We start from the raw sequence: 21779 nt of genomic DNA, 5'->3' as shown, positions 1-21779 counted from the left end.
ATGTAGGTAAGGGGCGTGAGCAGGACGCGGAAGCTTTGCTCGGTTTTTACTTAGCCCACTAGGTTACAAACCTCGCTTCGCGATTTAATCGCCCCTAGATTGAACAAATTTCAATCCACAAAGATCAACACGCCCTGTTAATATATTCATGACTAAAGTAAAAAACGAGCCAAATTTGGCTCGTTTTTTTATTATTTTTTAATAACTATACTTGGCGATAATCTTTAAAAAAGCGCTTCATTTTTAACATCGCATCGGATAAATCATCTTTGCTTGGTAAAAATACCAACCTAAAATGATCCGGCTCGGGCCAATTAAACGCCCTGCCATGCACAAGTAATATTTTTTCGGCTTTTAGTAAATCGTACATCATCTTTTCATCATCTTTGACGTTAAAAAGTGCTGTATCTACTTTGGCAAATGCATAGAGCGCGCCTTTAGGTTTTTTACAACTAATGCCTTCAATATCATTTAATCCACGCCATGCAATATCACGCTGCTCATATAAGCGCCCACCCGGGTTTATTAGACTATCAATTGATTGCACGCCGCCCAAAGCCTGTTGAATCGCATACTGTGCAGGTACATTTGCGCACAAACGCATAGATGAAAGTATTTCTAGGCCTTTGCGTAAATCATCCATTACCGAGGTACGACCACTTAGAACCATCCACCCCATTCTCAGCCCCGCTGCACGGTAGGTTTTAGCTAAACCATTAAAAGTAATAATAGGCACATCGTCGCAAAGTGAGCCGATTGAAGTATGCGTTATACCATCGTATAAAATCTTTTCGTAAATTTCATCGCTCAATAACAGCAGTTTATGTTCACGCGCTATATCAATTAATTGCATTAACAAATCATCACTGTAAACCGCACCAGTAGGATTATTAGGATTAATTAATACCAGAGCTTTAGTTTTAGACGTGATTTTACTTTTTATATCGGCAATGTCCGGAAACCAATCTTGCTCTTCATCACATAAATAATGTACCGGATTACCACCCGATAACGTGACCGAAGCAGTCCAAAGTGGATAATCTGGAGCAGGAATAAGCACTTCGTCACCATTATTTAATAGCGCTTGGGTGATCATCTGAATAAGTTCGCTTACGCCATTACCAATATAAATGTTATCTACATCTAAATTATGTAATCCACGTTGTTGGTAGTGCTGATAAATAGCCACGCGGGCTGAATAGAGGCCTTTAGAGTCACAGTAACCTTGGGCTGAATATAAGTTGCGGATAATATCTCGGTGCATATCTTCTGGCATATCAAAACCAAAAGCAGCCGGATTACCTATATTCAATTTTAATACTTTTTGACCTTCGTCTTCCATTTTTTTAGCTTGCGCTAAAACCGGCCCACGAATGTCATAACATACACCTTCTAATTTGTGACTCTTTTTAATATCAGACATTTTTACCTCTTTAGGGCGTATTGACTTTATGGATTAAATTTGTTCAACCTAGGGGCGATTTAATCGCGGCGCGAGATTTGTAACCTAGTGGGCTAAGTAAAAATTGAGTAACAAAGAAAAAATAGCCCCTAGGAAGAACCCTCTGGGCAATGCGTGTTTGGATTTTATGTGTTGTTATCGCCTATTTATGTGGAAAAACCACACTGCATAGGCTCTGCCTAACCTAAAAACCAAACACTCGTTGCAAATTCAATCCCGAAAGATCAACACGCCCTAGTGAGTCTTTAGACTAACCTAGTAAAGGCGTAAAATGCCAGCCTATTTAAACGCTTAATACTGAAATAAATTCACGTTTCAGTTTCAATAATTAACGAGATGCTAACCATTCATTTAGCTTAGCTTGAGAGCCTGTTACTTGAGCCATTAAGCTATTAGATGCGTCGATGGCTTCAGCTAAGTTATCTAGGTTTAAATTTTGTTCAATAACGCGAGATACTTCAGCAAGGCTTGAAGCACCAAACTGAGCAGCGTTAGATTTTAAGCTATGAGAATGACGAATCGCCGCTTCTCTGTCTTTTCCAATGGTTGCTAAAACTTCAGAGCCTAAACGCTCAAACTCCGAGCAGCAAAAATCAAGTGTATCAGCAAACTGCTCACCCAATAACGATTCCATACTCTCTAATGCTGATGTATCAATATTTATTTCTGTCATATTTTAAGCCCTTAAAACAATCCATGTAAATTACAGTTTAATAGTACTACTTTATATTGATGCGTAAAAAAAACCAACTTAATTACCTTATAAATGTATAATTATGAAGATCATACTGGCAACAAAAAGTTTATTAAATGGCACGCACACTTTGTATTCATTGTAACTTTGCACTAAACACCTGTATTTGCAGCGCAATTACAAACATAAACAACAAAGTTACGGTTATTATTCTACAGCACCCAAGCGAAGAAAAAATAGCAAAAAATACCGCTAAGCTACTTAATTTATGCCTAACTGATTGCCAAATAATCAAAGGTGAAAATAATGATGACTTTTCTATTCTTAAAACACTACCAGTGAGCTCTACTGTTTTACTCTACCCTAACGAAAATGCTATAAATTTAGACGACAACGCTGAGCAAGCAAGTATAAATAACATTACCCACTTAATAGTAGTTGATGGTACATGGAAAAAAGCTTATAAAGTTTTACAGCTCACTCCATTACTAAATCAGTTCAAAACGGTCAGCTTTAAACAATTGCCTAAAAACCGTTATGCTATTCGCAAAGCTCCTCGGGCCGACAGTCTTTCAACACTTGAAGCCGTAGCGCACAGTTTACTGCTTATAGAGCTGCTAGACCCTGCTCCACTTTATAATGTGCTTGATGAATTAATACAAAAACAAACCCAACACATGCCCAAGCACGTAAAAGCACGTTACTTAGATTAAATACGGTGCCATAAACTTAAATGCGTAGTTACCCAAACAGACTAAAACGTGGCTTTACTCGCCAAGGCCCCGAATATCGCTTTGACGACCAAGTCGATTTTAGCGATATAAGAGACACCTTTGGTTTTAGATCAATGGTCGTTGGTAAATGGGTAACCAAAGAAGAGCGCTATATTAGCGCTAATTTAATTTACGATGCACTGGCAGACCTTGCACAAATACTGCATTTACCGCCTAAAGCGATTGGTCTTCGTGGCAAACTTAATTTTGCATTTGGTCATGGCGGACAAAAAGGTGTGCAAGCACATTATAATGCAGCTTCTCAAACGCTTGCTCTTGCAAAAAATGCAGGCGGTGGCGCACTTGCTCATGAATGGTTTCATGCATTTGACCATCACATAAGTGAGCATTTATTTGCAGCAAAACCACGATTTGGTTTTGCCTCAAAATTATGGCTTTCAAACACGCCTAATTTATCGCATCCACTTAATAATGCTTTGAACAGTTTTTATAAACATGTATTTTTAGATGAGCACGGCGTTGATGCAAATAACTTTGTACAAACGTGTATAGAACACGATAAAGCCCACAATATGAATTATATGAGCATGCCAGAAGAGCTTGCAGCACGGTGTTTTGAAGCCTGTATTGAGCAGCATTCAAATATAAAAAATAGCTTTTTAGTGGGGGGCTTACAAAGTAGTAATTTAATATACCCAAATATTGGGCATATTAATAAAGCAAATGAAGCGCTTAACCAGTACTTTGAACTACTGGGTTATGCGCTTCATAAAATGGATTAAATCAGCTCTTAAAGTGATGCTTAGCTAAACCATTACCTGTACTAATGGTTAGCGAACTAAATCTAGTAATTTGTCTGTGCTCTGAACATTACAATAACCAAAGCTCAATGCAGCCATAAATGCATGATGAACATTATGTGCAGATACTACCACCCCATTAAATTCAAGATCTAATGTAGCACAAGCATCATGTGCTACATGACATTCATAGCCAAAATCTACTGCAGCACGAGTGACAGCATCAATACACATATGGCTCATAGCACCAACAATAATCAACCTTTCAACGTTGAGCTCTTCTAGTACTCTTTGTAAATCTGTATCGCGAAAACTATTTATTTGATGCTTTAAAACGACCGGCTCACCTTCAATTGGAGTAACCGTAGGATGGATTTTCGCACCATCAGAGTTAGGCACAAAGAACGGAGCCTCGTCAGAAGGAAACTCATGACGAACATGAACTACAGGCATACCATTATCACGAAATTGAGCTAGTAGTATTGCTGCATTTTCTGAGGCTTTTTCAGTTCCAGACAGAGGCCATTTAGCTCCTTCGAATGTAGAGTAATAATCGTTTTGTAAATCAATAAGTAGTAATGCTATGTTAGACATAATAATCTCTCTTATGTTGTTTAGGTTATCTGTTGAGACTATTATGCAAAACATCAACTCATTACACCGATGGCGAAATAGCCATAAATCAGTTTAAAAATGACAAAGCATGTTCAGATCACAATTATCGACTACCCCAACGCCCTACAAAGTGCAGTACAAGGCTTTAAAGAGTTATTTTTTTTGGCAAACAGGATAGTTATAGAAAGCCAGCTTGAAGTTCAGTTCTCTGTAAAGGTCATTCAGCCCGATATAGATTTAGATGGGATGAGCCAAAATGATATTATTATTCTCCCACCAAACTTAGATGGTGATTATTTCTTCACGCCTCAACCCAAGTTGTTGCAATACCTCAACGAGGCTCATCAAAAAGGGACTATATTATGCTCTGCTTGCGCTGGTGCATTTATACTTGCCAAAACAGGCTTATTAAATAATCGTGTTGCTACAACACATTGGCAATTAGCTGATGAATTTCATGAGGCATTCCCTAAAGTATCTCTTGAGATTGAAAGTTTACTAATTAATGACGGTGATATTATTAGCGCAGGTGGGCTGATGTCATGGATTGATCTAGGGCTAGAAATCGTGGCTCAATTCACAAAACCACACGTTATGCGTACACTTGGAAAGTTTCTTATCGTTGATACGGGTAGAAGAGAACAACGCTATTACGGTAGTTTTTCGCCAAAACTTAATCACGGGAATAAACAAATATTACTAGTTCAGCATTTCATTCAAGCAAATTATAGTAAAACACTGAATGTTTCTGTACTAGCAGCTTTGGCCTGTATGAGCGAGCGAACATTTCTTCGACAATTTACCCATGCCACAACATTAAAGCCGATACAGTATATTCAAAAAATAAGAGTGCAAAAGGCATGTGAGCTATTAGAATCGACCACTCACAGTTTTGAGCGAGTGGCTCTGAATATTGGCTATGACGATGTAAACAGTTTTCGCAAAGTATTTATTAAGATAATCGGATTAAGCCCTACGGCGTTTAAAGAAAGATTTGTTTGAATAGATAGTACCAAAGGGAAGAATCATTAATTACCGTTGTATTCTCACTTCACTATTAAAATAAATGGCTATTATTGTAAATATTGAATTAAAGGTATAAAGCTTTCATCTTTATACTTAGCAAACTTGTTGCACCCACTTAATAAAGCAAATGAAGCGCTTAACCAGTATTTTGCACTACTGGGTTATGCGCTTCATAAAATGGACGAATAAAAGCTTTATTTAGTGGTTACTTATCGTCACTAATACGACTTGCTACTGCACTGTTTTGATCTTTATATTTTGCATCTTTACGGATGTTGTATGGGTTTTCACACGGGCCCGATAGCATTTCAAAGCTCATAGCCCCAATTTTCATCAGTGGGCGAAGCGCGAGTGGTAATTTACCTGAGTTGTAAAACTCTAAAACAATATTACCGCTCCAGCCTGGATCTATTCGGTGCGCAGTTACATGCACCATTAAACCTAAACGCGCAAGCGATGAGCGTCCATCTAACCAGCCTACTATGTCTGCTGGCAGAGTTACTTTTTCGTGTGTTATAGCAAGTGCAAGTTCACCTGGGTGTAAAAAGAATGCTTCACCTTCATCAAGCACTATTTCTTCACTCATGATTGATTCCATGGCTTTATTTAGCTGATCTTTTGGACCACTTAAATCGACGTATGCCGCGTTGTGTGCATTAAAAGTTCTGAATTTATTACCTAATCGCAAATCGGCAGTTACGCCTGAAATCATGTCACTTGTTGGCGCAGGCTCAATAACAATGCGACCATCGCTTAGGTATTCATTAATATGTGTGTCTGAAAGTCTCATTATTTACTAATCTTCTGTAATCACAATTTCAATCGCATTGTGATGCTGTTGATAATAAAGCGTGCTGGCTATAAGCCTCGCTGCTGCGCTGTATGTTTTGCTTATTGCCGCGTCGTTATCGTTGGCAATAAGTTTTCCTTGCTCAGAATACTCGCGTATATCTATTGCAAGAGGAATATGACTAAGTACGGGTACGCCGTGCTTGTGCGCAAGTTTTTGTGCGCCGTCTTTACCAAATACGTGGTTAGCTTCGCCGCAATGGCTGCAAATGTAATAACTCATGTTTTCAATTAAGCCCAGCACTGGCACGTTTACTTTATTAAACATGGCAATGCCTTTTTGCGCATCGGCAAGGGCTAAGTCTTGCGGCGTAGTGACAATAACAGTGCCGCTCGCTGGTACTTTTTGGCTCATTGTAAGTTGAATATCACCAGTGCCCGGTGGCATATCTACAATTAAGTAATCAAGCTCGCCCCAATCAGTCTCGTTAAGCAATTGGCTAAGCGCGCCTGAAGCCATTGGCCCGCGCCATACGGTGGCATCATCGCTTGGGACTAAAAAGCCAATTGACTGCGCTTTAATGCCATTGGCATCAAAAGGCTGTAGCTGTTTGTTATCTTTAGTGACGGGCTCTGCGCCCACTAATCCTAAAAGCATTGGGATAGATGGGCCATAAATGTCAGCATCTAAAATACCCACCTTTGCGCCTTCATTTTTAAGCGCGCCTGCCAAGTTAACAGCAGTAGTCGACTTACCTACCCCACCTTTGCCTGAGGCAATAAGTACAATATGTTTAATCGCTTTAAACTTAGCCGCCTCTTTAATGATAACCTTGGCGCTAATAGTTACAGGCACATTTAAGCTTTCACATACGTGTTGCTCAACTAAAGGCATTTCTGATTGCCCAGCAAATGGCAGAGTTAATTTGATTTGTAGTGATTTATCGTCATTTTGAGTAATAGTATTAATGAAGCTTTCGTCAATACCGACGGCAAAAGCCGCACTACGATATGCCGCTAAGGCAGTAATAATCGGTTGTTTTTGCACCGATTTAGAAGAGAATAGTTTCGACAGTCCAAACATAGCAATTAAATAGCGTTTCTTTGATGAAAAGTGCCACGGAATTATGTAACATTCAGGGCATTAACACCAGTCAATTAATAAAAATCCATAAGCTGTGCGCACTCTAAGCAGATAGCTTGTAGATAAATTAATGATAATTGCCGTTTGTATAATAAAAACGGCGTTTTATCCTCAATTCGGAATGATTATGACGCAGCGAAAGATCCTGATTACCAGCGCATTACCTTATGCAAATGGCCCTACTCACCTAGGTCATTTATTGGAATATATTCAAACTGATATTTGGTCACGTTTTCAAAAACTACAGGGCCACGAAGCTTATTATGTTTGCGCAGACGATGCCCACGGCACGCCAATTATGCTTAATGCGCAAAAGCAAGGGATCACGCCTGAAGAAATGGTAAAACAAGTGAGCATAGAGCGCCAACGCGACTTCGCTGACTTTAATATCAAATTTGATAACTACCACAGCACGCATAGCCAAGAAAACAAAGAATTAAGCGAACTTATTTATAACCGCCTAAACGATGCCGGTCATATTAAAAAGCACACTATTTCGCAATTATTCGATCCAGAAAAAGGTATTTTCTTACCCGATCGTTTTGTAACTGGTACTTGCCCAACGTGTAAATCTGAAAACCAAAACGGCGACAGTTGTGATTCGTGTGGTGCTACATACAGCCCTACCGAACTCATTAATCCGCGTTCTGTAATGTCAGGTGCAGAGCCTGTACTTAAAGATTCTGAACATTACTTTTTTGACCTGCCAGCATTTGAAGGCATGCTAAAAGAGTGGTTACACTCGGGCACTATTCAACAAGAAATGGCTAACAAGCTAGACGAATGGTTTACCGATGGCCTGCAGCAGTGGGATATTAGCCGTGATGCGCCTTACTTTGGTTTTGAAATTCCAAATGCACCGGGCAAATATTTTTACGTTTGGTTAGATGCACCTATTGGTTACATGGCGAGCTTTAAAAACCTATGTGATAAAAAAGGCATCAACTTTGATGAGTTTTGGGCTGAAGGTTCAGACGCTGAGCTTTATCACTTTATTGGTAAAGACATCATTTATTTCCACAGCTTATTTTGGCCAGCAATGTTAGAAGGCGCTAATTTTAGAAAGCCAACTAACGTATTCGCTCATGGTTTTGTTACTGTAAATGGCGAAAAAATGTCTAAATCAAAGGGTACGTTTATTAAAGCGCGTACTTATTTAGATAACTTAAACCCAGAGTACTTACGTTACTACTACGCAGCAAAATTAAGCAGCGGTATTGTTGATCTTGATTTAAACCTAGAAGACTTTGCACAACGCGTAAATTCAGACCTAGTAGGTAAAGTAGTAAACATAGCGAGCCGTTGTGCTGGCTTTATTACTAAAAAGTTTGATGGCAAGCTAAGCAGCACTATTATGCAACCAGAGCTGTTAGCAGAGTTTCAAGCGGCTGCACCTAGCATTACAACACACTATGAGAACCGCGATTACAGCCGCGCAATTCGCGAAATAATGGCGCTTGCCGACAAAGCAAACCAATTTATTGATGGCGCAGCACCTTGGGTATTAATTAAAGACGAAACTAAGCAACAAGAAGCACACGAAGTGTGTTCTCTTGGTCTTAACTTGTTCCGCGTTTTAATTACTTACTTAAAACCAGTGCTACCAGAAATGGCCGACAACGTACAAGCATTTTTAAATGACGACCTTGCATGGGACGGCGTTCAAAATGCTCTCGTAAGCCACCCTATCAATAAATTTAAACCGTTAATGCAGCGTGTTGAAATGGATAAAGTAAATAAAATGGTTGAAGAATCTAAAGAAAGCTTAGCGCCAAAAGTAACTATTGACCCTAACAGCCCACTTGCAAAAGAGCCGATTAGCGACGAAATAGAATTTGATGACTTTGCAAAAGTAGACTTACGCGTAGCTAAAATTGCTAAAGCAGAGCACGTAGAAGGCGCTGATAAACTACTTAAGCTAACACTTGATTTAGGCGGCGAAACTCGCCAAGTGTTTGCAGGTATTAAATCAGCTTACGCACCAGAGGATCTCGAAGGTAAGTTAACCGTTATGGTCGCTAACCTTAAGCCTCGTAAAATGCGCTTTGGTATGTCTGAGGGCATGGTATTAGCAGCAGGTCCTGGCGGAAAAGAAATTTATATTCTTAACCCAGATGACGGCTCAGAGCCTGGTATGCGCGTAATGTAATATTACTCATACAATAAAAACCGCTGATACATCAGCGGTTTTTTTATGGGCTTCCCTATTTGCTTTATAAGCATTATTTAAATAATATCAGTGTATTAAAATATTTTTTAGATCAACAACCATGACCAGCAACCTTGATACCCAAAGACTAAATACCAGTGCGCTAATCAAGCAATATAAGTTACTCGCAATCTTACGCTTAAAACAACAAAGCGACGTAGCTCCATTAATTGATTGCTTAGTTAATGCAGGCATAAACGCACTCGAAATCACTTCAAACACGCCTGGCTTTGAGCAAGAAATAACAAAAGCACGCGCAGCTCATAAAAACGCACTTATTGGTGCAGGCACAATAATTAACACCACCCTTGCTCAGCAAGCAATTGATGCAGGCGCGCAGTTTATTGTAACGCCAAATACCAACAAATCGGTTGTCGAACTTGCCCACCAGCACGGGTTGCCGGTATTAATGGGCGCGCTAACACCTACCGATGTAGCAAATGCAATTGAATATAAGGCAGATATTATTAAGGTATTTCCTGCGGGCAGTATGGGCGTTGGTTACTTTAAAGCATTAACAGGTCCATTTTCAGAAGCACAATTAATACCTGTTGGTGGTGTGAATTTAGATAATTTATCACAATGGTTTGAAGCAGGTGCTTGTGGCGCGGCAGTAAGTGGCGATTTTTGTAAGGTATTAAATACCGAACAAGAGCGTAGCCACCTTACCAAGCTTGTAAAAAACTATATAAGTAAACTGCCTAAATAGGCAGTTTATTTTATTTATAAAATAGCCAAATGTGTGCTCATAAAATTTGATTGGGCGCTATACAAAATTAATTACTACTAATTAATTCAGCTTTTTCAATACGCGATCTTTTCTTGGTAGGTAATAATTATCGTAATCAAGTGACACTATAACGCGTTCTGCTTTTCCTAATAACTCGTTACGCGGAATTAAACCTATTACACGCGAGTCAGCGCTATTGTCGCGGTTATCGCCCATTGCTAAGTAATAATCATCAGGAATTGTAATTGCATCAAACCCCGATAAACGTGAAGGAATATTTGCCACTCTTATCGAATGCTCTAATCCGTTTAAATTTTCAATTTTATCAAGCGAGTCTATGTTGCTTCGCTGATCTGCATAATTAAGTTTTTTACCATTAATAATGAGCTCATTATTTTCAAGCGCAACGGTGTCTCCTGGCACACCAATTACACGTTTAATTAAACGGTTATCGGCAGCTTGTGAGTCAAAAACAATAATATCACCAGCTTGTGGATCCGCTAATTTAAGTAATTTTATGTGCGTAAATGGGACGCGAATATCGTAGGCCATTTTATCGGTAAGTATTCTGTCACCTTCTTGAATTGTCGGTTTCATTGAGCCTGTTGGCACTTCGTACCAATCGGCAACAGCGCTTCTAAATACGCTCATCAGTGCAATAAATACGATAAGAGAGCGGTTATTTTTCCAAAACTTATAAACTAATTTCATGCCTATTCCCTTCAATTGAACAAGTCTTTAATTGAGTAACTATTTATATGACTTTGCTAACTAGCTGCAGTTCAATCAATGATGTAACAAAACATGTTGACTACTAATTTTAATTGATCGATTAAATTTAGAGCGTCGTAACATTTAACGAAACCAACGGGTATTAACTTAAAGGAAAATAAAATGTTTAAGAAAATTACTACTGCATTATTGTTTACAACTGCAAGCCTTGGATTTACTACAATGGCTTATGCTGATCATCATGGTATGAAAAAAGACGTTGTTGAAGTAGCCGTTGAAAATGGTTCGTTCACTACTCTTGTTGCTGCTGTTAAAGCCGCAGGTTTAGTTGAAACACTGCAAGGTAAAGGACCATTTACTATTTTTGCACCAACAGATGCTGCATTTTCTAAATTACCTGAAGGCACTGTTGAAATGCTACTCAAGCCTGAAAACAAAGACAAGCTAACGGCGGTATTAACTTATCACGTAGTGTCTGGAAAAGTGATGGGAGCCGATGTAATGAAGGTAGACAGTGCGAAAACACTACAAGGCCAATCAGTTATGGTTAAAGCCGACAGCATGGGCGTAATGATAAATGATGCTAAAGTTGTAAAAGCTGATGTAAAAGCAAGCAACGGCGTAATTCATGTTATCGACACCGTACTACTTCCAAAAGAGTAGTCATAAAAGAATAAGTCAAATAAAAAAGCATAAGTAAATACTTATGCTCTTTTATTTATTTTTGTTTCATCACATAAAAAATTATTGATTTAGTTTTTCTTTCGCTTCTTTTACTTTTTCAAAATCTAAACCAAGTTCGTCAGTCGCTTCTTTAATAAGGTGCGGTTGAGTCATTACGACTGCCATTAGTTGCTGTAGTTTTTCTGGCGGAATACCAAGCTCTTGAACAAGCGCCATTGCCATCATTGGGTTTTGAGTAAACGCTTCAAACAATGCTTTTACTTTTTCGTCGCTTACATTGTGCTCTTTAAGTATTGCTAGTATTGGATTCATTATTAAACCTTAAGTGTTTTTTATAGAGCTTAGTATATGGGCTAAACCCTAAAATTAAAGAGTTACTCTACAAGTAAAACAACTTTACCAGCATTTTCATTACGCTCTAAAATAGCATGAGCTTCGTTTGCGTCGCTCCAAGGCAATGTTTTATACAGGTTAAAGTCGTACTTTTTAGTGGCAATATCATTGTAAAAACGCGCTACAAAGTCGTCGCGCACCTGGCGTTTAAACTCAATACTACGATTTCTAAGCGTTGAGGCATGAAACGAAATACGTTTGCGTAAAAGCGCGGCAAAATCAACTTCTGCAAAACGTCCATCTAAAAATGCAAGCATTACAATTTGGCAATCCATCGCTGCAATAGCGGCATTTTTATTTAAGTAACTCCCCGAAACAGGATCTACAATTGCATTCGCTGTTAACTCATTTGCTTTCATGTATTCTACAAAGTCAGTGGTTTTGTAGTTAATTGCATGATCGGCACCGAGTTCCTTTGCGTGTTGGCATTTATCATCCGTACCGGCAGTAATAACAACGGTTGCACCTGCGCTTTTAGCCATTTGAATTGCTGCACCGCCCACACCACTAGCACCTGCATGAATAAGTGCTGTTTGCCCTTTTTGCAATTTACCAAGCTCAAATAAAGCGCCAAATGCTGTTAGGTACACTTCGCTTATTGCAGCCCCCTCTGCCATTGTTACATCATCGGGTAATTCCATAAGCTGCTTTGCATCAACGGCTACATATTCACTGTAAGCGCCGCCTGAGCACAAGGTAAAAACACGTTTATTAAGCCAAACTCTATCAACTTTACCGCCAATATCACTAACAACACCAGCGCATTCTAAACCTAAAATTGGACTATCTCCCGCAGGAGCCGGGTATTTTCCTTGACGCTGCATGCTATCTGCACGGTTCACACCTATAGCTTCTACTTTTACGAGTACTTCATGGCTCTTTAAAACCGGTTTTTCGGTTTTATTAAATGCAAGATTGCCATCTTCATGAGAAATATATTTCATTGTCGCTCCAAGTTTAAAAACTGTAATAACATATAGATGGGGATGAACACAGATTCAAACAACCTCAAAATCGCCAACTTTGTTTATAAGGATAAACATCGGGTAGATAGCCATTATGTATTTGTTGCTGGCAGCCTTGCCAAAATGGCGCTAAAAACAAATGACTGTGCTCGTTATTAAAATAGTTAAACGCAAGTTCGTTAGCACTAAAAAACACCTTAAATTGGCTCGGAAATATATCATTTTCGGCTATATCAAAATACGAGTGACTACTTAGCTCTTCAAGTGCATTTTGGGTTTGTGGCACCTCTCTAAAGTTGCAATCGGTCAGTGGGCAAATTTCGTCAAAGTCGTAAAATACCACTCGCCCCCATCGCGTTACGCCAAAATTTTTCATTAGCATGTCGCCCGGAAATATATTAGCGCCGGCTAACTCTTTAATTGCTTTACCGTAATCATGCATCACTCTTTCTAAGGTTTTGTTATCGCATTGGTTAATATACAAATTAAGTGGGGTCATTTTACGCTCAACGTAAACGTGCTTTAAAATAAGTGCCTTGCCCGATATAACCATACTGCTACCAATTTGGCTTTTCATCTGCTCAAGCAGCTCGTCGCTAAAACGGCTTAAATCAAACGCTAAATATCTAAATTCGTGTGTGTCTACCAAACGACCAACCCTATCGGCTTGTTTTACAAAGTTATACTTTTCTTTCACTTGTGCTTTGGTGGCTGTTTTTGGCGCACTAAATTTGTCTTTAATTACTTTATAAACGTAATCTAGCCCTTCAATAGTAAATACCAGCATTACCATACCTGGCGTCCCTGGTGCTGTAACATACTTAAAGTTGGCTGGACTATTTTTAGTCGTATCAACCTTGTGTCGATAAAACTCAGTTTTGGCGTGCTTTATAAAACCAATGGCGTTAAATAACTCAAAGCGTTGTTTATGTGGCATTAACACACTTAAGTAATCTACATAACGAGCGGGCTTATCGGTATCAACCATAAAATAGGTGCGTGCAAAACCAAATAATAAACTTAATTGATCGGCGCCCATCATTACAGCATCAAGCTTTAGTCCCTCATCGGTATTTAAAATAGCGATAGCAAAAGGCATATTGTCGCCATTTTTAGCAATGCAGCGCCCAATTAAATAACAGGCTTTGTTTCTAAAAAATAATGAGTTGGCGTATTCAATATACCAATCGTTTAAATTTATAAGTTCGTACACCTGTTTGCATTGCTGCTTAGAGCCTTGCATTAACGTACTTTGTAATGTGGCTACATCGCGTTCTAAATGACTAAACGGCACTCTAAATACTTGATTAGTGATAAGCGTTTTAACGGCGTTATTAAACCCATTATGTAGCGATACCCTGCTCACTAAGCTTTCATAAGAGCGTGGCTCACTACGATACTTTGCTTTTAATACAAACAAATGCACAGTACGAATTTTTTTATCGTCCCAAATTGCGCCAAACGTTGAGTTAAAAAAGGTATGCGCAATAGGTTTATTTTCGTGATTTTCTACCATATCGCCATAAATATTTTTAGCTAACTGCCACGTTTGCGGGCAAGTAAGTTCAGCATAAGCAATAACTCTGACGGCTTCACTCACGTTTTTAACTTCGCGCTCATACACCTGTAAACGTTCACGCATAGCACTTTGTACACTGTGATACTGTCGTTGCTCAAACCGGCTTTGTGCACCCAGTGTAATATTTAAAAATTGCGAAAACATCGCCTCAAATCCAGCAAAAACAGATCGTGCAAGCTTACTGGCTACAACGTGTTGTAGCGCATTATTAGATTGATTTGTTAGCTTATTTTGCATAAATACAGCACTTATATTGATGCCAGTTATGGCGGTTATTTTTTATTAATGGTTTACACCTTAGCAAGCAGGCTTTAATTTAGATAATTAATAAAGCATATAAATAGAATTTATTGGGCGTATTGACCTTTCGAGGTTAATTTTGCAGCCGTGTATTTGGTTTTTAAGCAAGGCAAAGTACATGTAGTGTTGTGACTCCCCATAAATGTACTTTAACGCTATATAAAGGCCAAATACACACTGCCCATAGGGTTCTTTCTAGGGACAATTAACTCTTTGTTGCCTACATGGATGTAGGTAAGGGGCGTGAGCAGGACGCGGAAGCTTTGCTCGATTTTTACTTAGCCCACTAGGTGGCAAACCTCGCGCCGCGATTAAATCGCCCCTAGATTGAACAAATTTCAACCCTGAAAGGCCAACACGCCCATATGAATATAAGAAATGTCGATCTTAACCTTCTCGTTTATTTAAATGTGTTAATAGATGAAAAAAGTGTGTCAAAAGCTGCAAATAAACTTGCTCTTACGCAACCGGCTATGAGTAATGCGCTAAAACGTTTGCGCGATTTATTTGACGACCCGCTACTTGTGCGTGCCGCAGGCTCTATGACGCCAACGGCAAAGGCACTTGCATTAAAGCCTGAAGTTGAGGCCCTATTAAAAATGGCTGAAGCTATTACGCAGCCTAGTGAGCAGTTTAACCCTACAACCGCTGAAGTTACCTTTAGAATAATGGCAAACGACTATATAGAGTCGACCTTAATAGCCCCTTTTATAACGGCGCAGCTTAGTAAAAACCCCGGTATTAATTTTGATGTATTGAGCCCAAGCGACGTAAACCTACAAGACATGGAAAAAGGCACTATAGATTTAGCTATAAACCGCTTTAACGGTCTCCCTCGCTCGTTTCATCAGGCCAGTGTTTGGCGCGATAACTACTGTTGTTTAACGCATCCTAAAAATACATTTTTACAACATTCAGGGTTAGACGACTACTTACAAAAAGAACATATTTGGGTAAACCGTGCAGGCTGGGGACCAGAGGCCGCTGTTACTAATAAATCAGGTAAGCAAAAATTAGGCTGGGTAGACGAAGCGCTTTGGCAACTAGAGCAAACCCGTAAAATACGTGTTTTTACTCGCCACTACATGGTCGCAAGCCTGCTTTGCCAATCAGAGCAACTTATTGCCACCCTACCGCGCAGGCAAGCTAAGTTATTAACTTCTCATACTGATTTAGTAATCAGCCCTGTGCCATTTCAAATAGTGCCTATTGAGGTAAAAATGATATGGAGCCCGCTACTACACCACGCGCCTGCACACCAATGGTTAAGGCGTGAATTATTAGCGTTTGCTAAAACGATTGCAGATAGGTAATTAAGAGCAAACCTTTGATTAGTACTCAAGAGCCTAATGAGAGTGCCTGTGCTATGTACTGAATCATCTTATTTTGAGCTAATAGCTTGGTTAGCATTTTAAATACATTGAGTTAAAAACTACCTAATGAAAAAGCTAGAACTCAAATACAATGTTCGCTGAAGAATTGAATCAAAATAGGTACTGCGTTATTCTTAATTAGTAATATAAAGTCAATAACTTTAGATACTCGTTATCAATAACCTAAGACATATTAAAAAATGGAATTTTATGTACCAATACCTATATTTGAAGTGTTCACTTATAATGAGCAAGGTCACCAAAATTAGCTTTCTTCCTTTCTCTAAAGTTGAAACTGATAATTTAAAAACCCTCTTATTTACTGCACGACTTTTTGTTTATATAGCTCTTGCATACTTTTTGAATGGGTTAGGTACTTTTTTATATGATGTTCATGAAGTTGTTAATTTATACAACTTTGAACAAACTTGGAGCGTAATATTTACAAATATTCATCAGACTCTACTGTTGAAAAAATTATTATGGGAGATGTTATTTAGCGCTGCTATATTAGCGACTGGAGGTATATTGGCTGCAATAGTTTCATTCGAGTTTAAATATGAAAGTAAAAGTGACTAACCTCAAGTCTTTGCTACATTAAAATAAACTTAATCGGATTATAAAAATACCATTAAATAACAACAATTTAAAAACCTTGCTGTGTAAGTGTTATTTAAGAGCCTTTTAAGGAAGATTATTATAAATATTGATTACTCTGCTTATTCACTTAGTGAATTAAACGAAGCAATTGAAAGTATTGACTCACATAAATATCCAGAGAACTACAAACGCCTTAAAGATGAATTAGCTAAACCAAGTCGTACTGAGCCAAAAGCTGCGCAACAAATAGTAATAGCTAAAAAGAACACTAAGAAAACAAGTAAAGCGCTCCTGTGTATTGTTCTAGGTTTGTTTATTCTTTTGCGCAGCTATTTTAATTACGAAAGTGGTGTTATTTATAAGAGATACAATGAGCCGGCAGTGGCATCTTTAGAAAATAACCCGAAAAAGTTTTATTTATTTCTTTTTTTCACAATTAGTGCCGGAGGTTTTATTACGGCATATGGTATTCATGCTTTATTTTCTAAAAAAGAAGACAATGATAAACAAACTTAATAATAAGAATAACGATACTGCAAATAAAATTTTTGCTGTCTTTCAAAAATCCTATGCTATTGAGGCTAAACTGATCGGCGCGCATAACTTCCCTCCTTTAACACGTAATACTGAAGATATTAAAAAATCAGAAACAACCTTTTATGGCTACAGCGAAAATGAATGTTTAGTAGCTGTTATTGAAGTAGATACAAACAACGAGTGTTTAGATATTTGTAGTTTAACCGTTGATCCTAGCTATTTTAAAAAAGGTATCGCAAGTAAGCTAATAAATTATGTTCTAGCAATCGGTGATTTATCTCATGCAAGAGTTGAGACTGCAGTTGCTAATACTCCTGCAATAAGTTTATATAAAAAGCATGGTTTCGTGGAATTCAAAAGATGGACTCCTTCACATGGTATTGAAAAACTGGCTATGTCGGTCGTAATTTAAATCAGTATTTCAAAATAGGTAATTTATAAATGGATAGTGCATCAATAATTGCGTGGAGTGTTTTGTTTGGCGGCATAGGTATTGGCTACCTTACTTACGGGCGAAGAAAAAAAGCCGTAGTGCCACTTTGTATTGGTTTGTCATTATTGGTTTTTCCGTACTTTATGACCAGTGTTAGCATGCTGTTGATTGTAGGCGCTATTTTAGTGGCTATTCCCTACTTTATTAAAATTTAACATTGTTATTGCTATTGTGACGGCTAAATAAAATACACGCGAAAAATAAAAAAGCGCCACGGTATTCAACTTTGGGAAAATACCGTGGCGCTTTTGGAAATCGTCGATATAGGAATCTACCTACAGTGTATTATTAGCAAGCTTAGTACCAACTTCATAAAATAATTAAAATTCAATAAAAACAATTAACTAAGATTCCTTCTTTATTCCTCAACTCCTCCCCTTGTTCCAGTTTTGTGCACACTTTCACCGCATTGCACCAAATTAATTAGTATTATTTAGATATGTTTTCTATTTTTTATTTAGTTTTAAAACTTACTATTGATAAAATCAATATCAGTTATTGAAAACAACAATTTTATTAATAATACACTTAGCGCTAGAGTGAAGTTAAGCCAACAAACTAAGAGTAATTATTATGACAACAACTTCTTTCACACGCCAAGACGGATTATTCATCGATGCTAACTTGCATCAGTTCATTGAAGAGCAGTTATGCACTAAGGCTAACACCACTGAAACTTACCAAGCGTTAGCTACTTTAGTTGACGAGTTTGGTTGTAAATGCCGTAAAACAAAGCATCAACCAGATGATGTATTAGAAGTTGATACATTATTAAATGCATACCAACTTAAAAATCATCCACTTTGCCATGTTGATGCACAAACTACGGAAGCCGTTTTAGACGAGTATTGCTGCCAGGTTCCTGCAATTATTGTTGTTGCGTTAATGGATACGCTTAGTGGTACACAGTGCGATGAACCCCAAGCACACGAGATTTACCATCGTGCAGCGCAGTTAACCGACCGCCCTTGTATGCACAGAGTAAAAACTGCCTCAGCAGCTTAATAATGGATGTATTTAAAAGTGCTCGATAACCTTCTTTGCAAAGCCAGTACAAGTTAAGGTTGTTGAGTTATCGCTCTGCTCTTGCGCTAAATCAAAGGTTACTTCACCGCTTTTAAATGTTTGCTCTAACGCATTTTCTATGAGTAATGCGGCTTCGTCCCACCCCATAAATTTAAGCATTAATACCGCACTTAAAATACTACTGCTGGGGTTTGCTTTATTTTGCCCTGCTATACGTTCAAACGTGCCGTGTGTAGGCTCAAAAAATGCGACATCGTTATTTAAATTTGCAGCAGGCATTATGCCAACACCACCAACTTGTGCACTGAGCATATCCGCTAAAAAGTCACCATTTTGATTAGTCGTCACCACTACATCAAATTGCTCTGGATGCATTAAACATTGTTGCAGCATGTTGTCAGCTATGACTTCTTTAATAATTAAGGGCGATTGGTGTGCTCGCTCTATTTGCAACCAACGCCCATTTTCATGTGCAGCGGCATTAAACTCGTTTTGTGCAAGTGCAAACCCCCAACGCTTAAATGCCCCATCGGTAAATTTAAGTACATTACCTTTGTGTACTAGCGTTAATGATTCACTATCGTTTTTAAGTGCATAGTTAATTGCAAAACACATTAGTCGCTCAGAGCCTTCTTTAGATATATTTTTAATACCAATTCCGCACTCTTGTGAAAACCTTAGGCGGGTTACGCCCATTTCCTCACATAAAAAATCGAGCATTTTTTCGCTTTCTACACTGCCTGCTTGCCACTCAATACCTGAGTACACGTCTTCGCTGCTATCACGAAGCACTGTTATGTTTGTTAAGAAAGGGTTTTTTAAAGGAGAAGGGAGCGCACTAAAGCCTTTTATAGTGCGCATATTTACAAACAAATCCATTTCTTGCCTGAGTGCAACATTAAGAGATCGAAAGCCACCACCCAGCGGTGTGGTTAACGGCCCTTTTATGGCAATTTTACAGGCACGTACCGCGTTAATTGTTTCTTGTGGAAACCAATCACCGTCATACAGCTTTGCGGCCTGCTCGCCATTATAAACCTGCATCCAATGAATTTTCCGTGCGCTTTTATAACAATGTTCAATTGCACTATCAACAACATGGCGCATTACCGGCATAACATCTAGCCCCACGCCATCGCCATCAATAAAAGCAATGATAGGTTCTAACGGTATTTGCCAGTGTCCTTGTGCATCAATAGTGATATTTTGGCCGTGCTCAGGAACTTGAATATGCTGATACGTCATGGCTAAACCTAACTTAAAATAACGATTAATTGATTAAACCATGCTTAGCTAGGAGTGTCTGTATTTGTACTTTTATAGTTACTATCATTTTAAAAAATAAAGAATTAGGCGTGATTATTTATCCATTTAGTTGGTCTTGTATATTAGAATTTTCGTACCAGTTATTAAATTACAGTGGAGCATTTTAATGAAATTCTTTTTTGTACTGCTACTATTAATCAGCTCTTTTAACGTATTAGCGGTTGAAGTAGTCATACATAACCTTAGCTCGCTCTCAAGTAATGCTCAAAAAACAGTGTCTACATGGGTTAATCAAAGTGCTGAAAAAACACAAAATACACTGGGACCTTTAAAACAAACCACATTGCCTATTTATTTAAAACCGCAATACTTTGCTTTTGAGCCTGTACCTTGGGCTACAGTTAAGCGCAATAACCCCGATGGGCTTGAACTACATATAGATCGCTATGCCAGTTTAAATGCATTCACTAAAGATTGGACGCTATACCATGAACTTTCGCATTTATATTTGCCGCTACTTCCCTACTCCGGTTTTTGGCTAAGCGAGGGTTTTGCTAGTTACATGCAAAACGTAATAATGCGTGACAGCGGTATAATTACCCAGCCGCAATTTGTACAACGTTTAAATGCAGGATTTGATCGTGCCCGCCTGCAAACTAAAACTAAAACACAGCCACTTAATAAGCTCTCTGCTGATATGTGGAAACAACAAGCCCAGCAACGTGTTTATTGGACAGGTGCGGCTTTTTTTGCACAGGCCGATTTGGAGCTACAAAAACAAGGTTTATCTGTCGCGGGTATAATAAAACAGTATCAAGTATGCTGTAGACCCGCTCGATCTAGTGCGAAAACCTTTATAAAAGAGTTAGATAAGCTATCCGGTAGTAGCGTTTTTACAACGCTGTATGCAAAATATAATACCCGCACCGATTTTCCTGATATTAGTAAAGAGCAGCTAAACACGCTTTAACGGCTGCTCAGTTTTATATAGTTACTATATTCAACAAGCCCTTGCGCATTAAAATTGGTTGAGTACTCGTTCATAAAACCATGCAAAAAATTGGTTTTATAGCACTTAACATCCGCTTTGGTGCTTAAAGCTTTAATAACTTCATCAACATTAAAGTGACTCTCACTTGCTGGAAATATGAACTCACAGGGTACTTTTGCACTTAAATTTAAGTTATGTCTAATTTGCGACGGATAAAAGCCAATTAACTTTTTAAGGTGTGTATTGCCTGTTAATAACTGTGCCCGCCATGCTGCACTTGCCCCTGCACTAAAAGCAATACACGTCGTTGGCAATTTTAAACTCTCAAAGCATTTTTGAAGTTTGTCGGTGTATTTATCATGGCCACACTGCTGTATAAAATTGTTGTAACTATCTTGTTCACTTTCAATGGCTTGATACTTGTTATTGTAAGGGTCAACAATAACTAAATTTGAACTAATTGCCTGTGATAACCTCCTTAAAGCAGGGGTTAAACCATAAATATCACTCACTATTAGGTAATTCATACTTATCCTTTGGTAACTAAAAACGGGCTTTGTAAGCAGTTGATAAGATTTATTATAAATATTTTTACAAAAATAGCTTGCACACAATTTATATATAAGTTACCTTCCCT

24 protein-coding genes are annotated in these 21779 nt (G+C 38.4%); 13 read left to right on the top strand and 11 right to left on the bottom strand.

Annotation, left to right across the window (positions count from 1 at the left end):
• Nucleotides 1-205 precede the first annotated feature (205 nt).
• Both I6F45_RS17975 and I6F45_RS17970 read right to left on the bottom strand, forming a co-directional pair.
• Entirely contained in the window at nt 206-1423 is a 1218-nt protein-coding gene (locus I6F45_RS17975; RefSeq protein ID WP_024590435.1) for a pyridoxal phosphate-dependent aminotransferase, read from the bottom strand.
• Between the two features lie 367 nt (nt 1424-1790).
• Nucleotides 1791-2135 (bottom strand): Hpt domain-containing protein, encoded by a 345-nt coding sequence (locus tag I6F45_RS17970; RefSeq protein WP_007582543.1) that lies wholly within the window; start codon nt 2133-2135, stop codon nt 1791-1793.
• Nucleotides 2136-2272: 137 nt separating this feature from the next.
• Between I6F45_RS17970 and I6F45_RS17965 the strand changes: the two genes are divergently transcribed.
• Together I6F45_RS17965 and I6F45_RS17960 are read left to right on the top strand one after the other, a co-directional pair.
• The gene (locus I6F45_RS17965) at nt 2273-2869 is read left to right on the top strand and encodes a tRNA-uridine aminocarboxypropyltransferase (protein WP_197161485.1); all 597 of its coding nucleotides are present in this window, start codon (nt 2273-2275) and stop codon (nt 2867-2869) included.
• Nucleotides 2870-2889: 20 nt separating this feature from the next.
• Nucleotides 2890-3672, top strand: a complete 783-nt coding sequence (locus tag I6F45_RS17960; protein WP_197161482.1) for a CLCA_X family protein — start codon at nt 2890-2892, stop codon at nt 3670-3672.
• Between the two features lie 48 nt (nt 3673-3720).
• On the opposite strand, the gene I6F45_RS17955 is transcribed toward I6F45_RS17960, so the two are convergent.
• Entirely contained in the window at nt 3721-4284 is a 564-nt protein-coding gene (locus tag I6F45_RS17955) for a cysteine hydrolase family protein (RefSeq protein ID WP_024592527.1), read from the bottom strand.
• A gap of 99 nt (nt 4285-4383) precedes the next feature.
• Here I6F45_RS17955 and I6F45_RS17950 point away from each other — a divergent pair, with 99 nt between their 5' ends.
• A complete protein-coding gene (locus tag I6F45_RS17950) occupies nt 4384-5307 on the top strand; it encodes a GlxA family transcriptional regulator (RefSeq protein ID WP_166421413.1) in 924 nt (307 codons plus the stop codon).
• Between the two features lie 229 nt (nt 5308-5536).
• Here the strand turns inward: I6F45_RS17950 and dcd are convergent, their stop codons facing one another.
• Both dcd and apbC read right to left on the bottom strand, forming a co-directional pair.
• The gene (gene dcd / locus I6F45_RS17945) at nt 5537-6121 is read right to left on the bottom strand and encodes a dCTP deaminase (RefSeq protein ID WP_007582539.1); all 585 of its coding nucleotides are present in this window, start codon (nt 6119-6121) and stop codon (nt 5537-5539) included.
• A 6-nt stretch (nt 6122-6127) separates the two neighbouring features.
• A complete protein-coding gene (gene apbC / locus I6F45_RS17940; protein WP_165741044.1) occupies nt 6128-7204 on the bottom strand; it encodes an iron-sulfur cluster carrier protein ApbC in 1077 nt (358 codons plus the stop codon).
• A 187-nt stretch (nt 7205-7391) separates the two neighbouring features.
• On the opposite strand from apbC, the gene metG reads away from it, so the two are divergent.
• Both metG and I6F45_RS17930 read left to right on the top strand, forming a co-directional pair.
• The gene (gene metG / locus I6F45_RS17935; RefSeq protein WP_007582537.1) at nt 7392-9413 is read left to right on the top strand and encodes a methionine--tRNA ligase; all 2022 of its coding nucleotides are present in this window, start codon (nt 7392-7394) and stop codon (nt 9411-9413) included.
• A gap of 121 nt (nt 9414-9534) precedes the next feature.
• Nucleotides 9535-10182: a bifunctional 4-hydroxy-2-oxoglutarate aldolase/2-dehydro-3-deoxy-phosphogluconate aldolase gene (locus I6F45_RS17930; RefSeq protein WP_165727382.1), complete on the top strand. Its 648-nt coding sequence runs from the start codon at nt 9535-9537 to the stop codon at nt 10180-10182.
• Between the two features lie 81 nt (nt 10183-10263).
• Here I6F45_RS17930 and lepB read toward each other — a convergent pair whose 3' ends face one another.
• Nucleotides 10264-10914 carry a signal peptidase I gene (lepB, locus tag I6F45_RS17925; RefSeq protein ID WP_165727381.1) on the bottom strand — a complete coding sequence of 217 codons (651 nt, stop codon included), beginning with the start codon at nt 10912-10914 and terminating at the stop codon, nt 10264-10266.
• A 183-nt stretch (nt 10915-11097) separates the two neighbouring features.
• On the opposite strand from lepB, the gene I6F45_RS17920 reads away from it, so the two are divergent.
• Nucleotides 11098-11598 carry a fasciclin domain-containing protein gene (locus tag I6F45_RS17920; RefSeq protein WP_165727380.1) on the top strand — a complete coding sequence of 167 codons (501 nt, stop codon included), beginning with the start codon at nt 11098-11100 and terminating at the stop codon, nt 11596-11598.
• Between the two features lie 81 nt (nt 11599-11679).
• Here the strand turns inward: I6F45_RS17920 and I6F45_RS17915 are convergent, their stop codons facing one another.
• The 3 genes from I6F45_RS17915 to aceK all read right to left on the bottom strand — a co-directional run bounded on the left by I6F45_RS17915 (nt 11680) and on the right by aceK (nt 14793).
• Nucleotides 11680-11931: a DUF2999 family protein gene (locus tag I6F45_RS17915; protein ID WP_007582532.1), complete on the bottom strand. Its 252-nt coding sequence runs from the start codon at nt 11929-11931 to the stop codon at nt 11680-11682.
• Between the two features lie 62 nt (nt 11932-11993).
• Entirely contained in the window at nt 11994-12956 is a 963-nt protein-coding gene (locus I6F45_RS17910) for a zinc-binding dehydrogenase (protein WP_165741243.1), read from the bottom strand.
• Between the two features lie 64 nt (nt 12957-13020).
• On the bottom strand, nt 13021-14793 hold the full coding sequence (aceK, locus tag I6F45_RS17905) for a bifunctional isocitrate dehydrogenase kinase/phosphatase (protein WP_165741244.1): 1773 nt from the start codon (nt 14791-14793) through the stop codon (nt 13021-13023).
• A gap of 428 nt (nt 14794-15221) precedes the next feature.
• Here aceK and I6F45_RS17900 point away from each other — a divergent pair, with 428 nt between their 5' ends.
• The 6 genes from I6F45_RS17900 (at nt 15222) to I6F45_RS17875 (ending at nt 18864) form a co-directional block, all read left to right on the top strand.
• Nucleotides 15222-16169 carry a LysR family transcriptional regulator gene (locus I6F45_RS17900; protein WP_101216732.1) on the top strand — a complete coding sequence of 316 codons (948 nt, stop codon included), beginning with the start codon at nt 15222-15224 and terminating at the stop codon, nt 16167-16169.
• A gap of 306 nt (nt 16170-16475) precedes the next feature.
• Entirely contained in the window at nt 16476-16808 is a 333-nt protein-coding gene (locus I6F45_RS17895; RefSeq protein ID WP_139016249.1) for a hypothetical protein, read from the top strand.
• A gap of 87 nt (nt 16809-16895) precedes the next feature.
• Nucleotides 16896-17345 (top strand): hypothetical protein, encoded by a 450-nt coding sequence (locus I6F45_RS17890; protein ID WP_101163613.1) that lies wholly within the window; start codon nt 16896-16898, stop codon nt 17343-17345.
• Entirely contained in the window at nt 17329-17778 is a 450-nt protein-coding gene (locus I6F45_RS17885) for a GNAT family N-acetyltransferase (protein WP_165727377.1), read from the top strand. Before I6F45_RS17890 ends, I6F45_RS17885 begins: the two co-directional genes overlap by 17 nt.
• A 29-nt stretch (nt 17779-17807) precedes the next feature.
• Nucleotides 17808-18014 carry a hypothetical protein gene (locus I6F45_RS17880; RefSeq protein ID WP_008169332.1) on the top strand — a complete coding sequence of 69 codons (207 nt, stop codon included), beginning with the start codon at nt 17808-17810 and terminating at the stop codon, nt 18012-18014.
• A gap of 418 nt (nt 18015-18432) precedes the next feature.
• Nucleotides 18433-18864 carry a hypothetical protein gene (locus tag I6F45_RS17875; protein WP_197161479.1) on the top strand — a complete coding sequence of 144 codons (432 nt, stop codon included), beginning with the start codon at nt 18433-18435 and terminating at the stop codon, nt 18862-18864.
• Nucleotides 18865-18876: 12 nt separating this feature from the next.
• Here the strand turns inward: I6F45_RS17875 and icd are convergent, their stop codons facing one another.
• Nucleotides 18877-20130, bottom strand: coding sequence for an NADP-dependent isocitrate dehydrogenase (gene icd / locus I6F45_RS17870; protein ID WP_197161476.1), 1254 nt, complete (start codon nt 20128-20130; stop codon nt 18877-18879).
• A gap of 187 nt (nt 20131-20317) precedes the next feature.
• Between icd and I6F45_RS17865 the strand changes: the two genes are divergently transcribed.
• Entirely contained in the window at nt 20318-21121 is an 804-nt protein-coding gene (locus I6F45_RS17865; protein WP_197161473.1) for a M61 family metallopeptidase, read from the top strand.
• Here the strand turns inward: I6F45_RS17865 and I6F45_RS17860 are convergent.
• Complete coding sequence (locus I6F45_RS17860; protein ID WP_165727372.1) at nt 21118-21669, bottom strand: hypothetical protein; 552 nt, start codon at nt 21667-21669, stop codon at nt 21118-21120. The genes I6F45_RS17865 and I6F45_RS17860 overlap by 4 nt on opposite strands.
• Nucleotides 21670-21779: the final 110 nt, after the last annotated feature.

Source organism: Pseudoalteromonas sp. SWYJZ19 (assembly GCF_015864375.1).
Classification (GTDB): domain Bacteria; phylum Pseudomonadota; class Gammaproteobacteria; order Enterobacterales; family Alteromonadaceae; genus Pseudoalteromonas; species Pseudoalteromonas arctica.
This window is presented reverse-complemented; position numbering and strand designations above follow the sequence as displayed.

Bases quoted from the DNA above. Each gene is read 5' to 3' on its own strand.
- I6F45_RS17975 (WP_024590435.1), bottom strand. From the start codon at position 1,423: ATGTCTGATATTAAAAAGAGTCACAAATTAGAAGGTGTATGTTATGAC.
- I6F45_RS17970 (WP_007582543.1), bottom strand. From the start codon at position 2,135: ATGACAGAAATAAATATTGATACATCAGCATTAGAGAGTATGGAATCG.
- I6F45_RS17965 (WP_197161485.1), top strand. From the start codon at position 2,273: ATGGCACGCACACTTTGTATTCATTGTAACTTTGCACTAAACACCTGT.
- I6F45_RS17960 (WP_197161482.1), top strand. From the start codon at position 2,890: ATGCGTAGTTACCCAAACAGACTAAAACGTGGCTTTACTCGCCAAGGC.
- I6F45_RS17955 (WP_024592527.1), bottom strand. From the start codon at position 4,284: ATGTCTAACATAGCATTACTACTTATTGATTTACAAAACGATTATTAC.
- I6F45_RS17950 (WP_166421413.1), top strand. From the start codon at position 4,384: ATGACAAAGCATGTTCAGATCACAATTATCGACTACCCCAACGCCCTA.
- dcd (WP_007582539.1), bottom strand. From the start codon at position 6,121: ATGAGACTTTCAGACACACATATTAATGAATACCTAAGCGATGGTCGC.
- apbC (WP_165741044.1), bottom strand. From the start codon at position 7,204: ATGTTTGGACTGTCGAAACTATTCTCTTCTAAATCGGTGCAAAAACAA.
- metG (WP_007582537.1), top strand. From the start codon at position 7,392: ATGACGCAGCGAAAGATCCTGATTACCAGCGCATTACCTTATGCAAAT.
- I6F45_RS17930 (WP_165727382.1), top strand. From the start codon at position 9,535: ATGACCAGCAACCTTGATACCCAAAGACTAAATACCAGTGCGCTAATC.
- lepB (WP_165727381.1), bottom strand. From the start codon at position 10,914: ATGAAATTAGTTTATAAGTTTTGGAAAAATAACCGCTCTCTTATCGTA.
- I6F45_RS17920 (WP_165727380.1), top strand. From the start codon at position 11,098: ATGTTTAAGAAAATTACTACTGCATTATTGTTTACAACTGCAAGCCTT.
- I6F45_RS17915 (WP_007582532.1), bottom strand. From the start codon at position 11,931: ATGAATCCAATACTAGCAATACTTAAAGAGCACAATGTAAGCGACGAA.
- I6F45_RS17910 (WP_165741243.1), bottom strand. From the start codon at position 12,956: ATGAAATATATTTCTCATGAAGATGGCAATCTTGCATTTAATAAAACC.
- aceK (WP_165741244.1), bottom strand. From the start codon at position 14,793: ATGCAAAATAAGCTAACAAATCAATCTAATAATGCGCTACAACACGTT.
- I6F45_RS17900 (WP_101216732.1), top strand. From the start codon at position 15,222: ATGAATATAAGAAATGTCGATCTTAACCTTCTCGTTTATTTAAATGTG.
- I6F45_RS17895 (WP_139016249.1), top strand. From the start codon at position 16,476: ATGAGCAAGGTCACCAAAATTAGCTTTCTTCCTTTCTCTAAAGTTGAA.
- I6F45_RS17885 (WP_165727377.1), top strand. From the start codon at position 17,329: ATGATAAACAAACTTAATAATAAGAATAACGATACTGCAAATAAAATT.
- I6F45_RS17880 (WP_008169332.1), top strand. From the start codon at position 17,808: ATGGATAGTGCATCAATAATTGCGTGGAGTGTTTTGTTTGGCGGCATA.
- I6F45_RS17875 (WP_197161479.1), top strand. From the start codon at position 18,433: ATGACAACAACTTCTTTCACACGCCAAGACGGATTATTCATCGATGCT.
- icd (WP_197161476.1), bottom strand. From the start codon at position 20,130: ATGACGTATCAGCATATTCAAGTTCCTGAGCACGGCCAAAATATCACT.
- I6F45_RS17865 (WP_197161473.1), top strand. From the start codon at position 20,318: ATGAAATTCTTTTTTGTACTGCTACTATTAATCAGCTCTTTTAACGTA.
- I6F45_RS17860 (WP_165727372.1), bottom strand. From the start codon at position 21,669: ATGAATTACCTAATAGTGAGTGATATTTATGGTTTAACCCCTGCTTTA.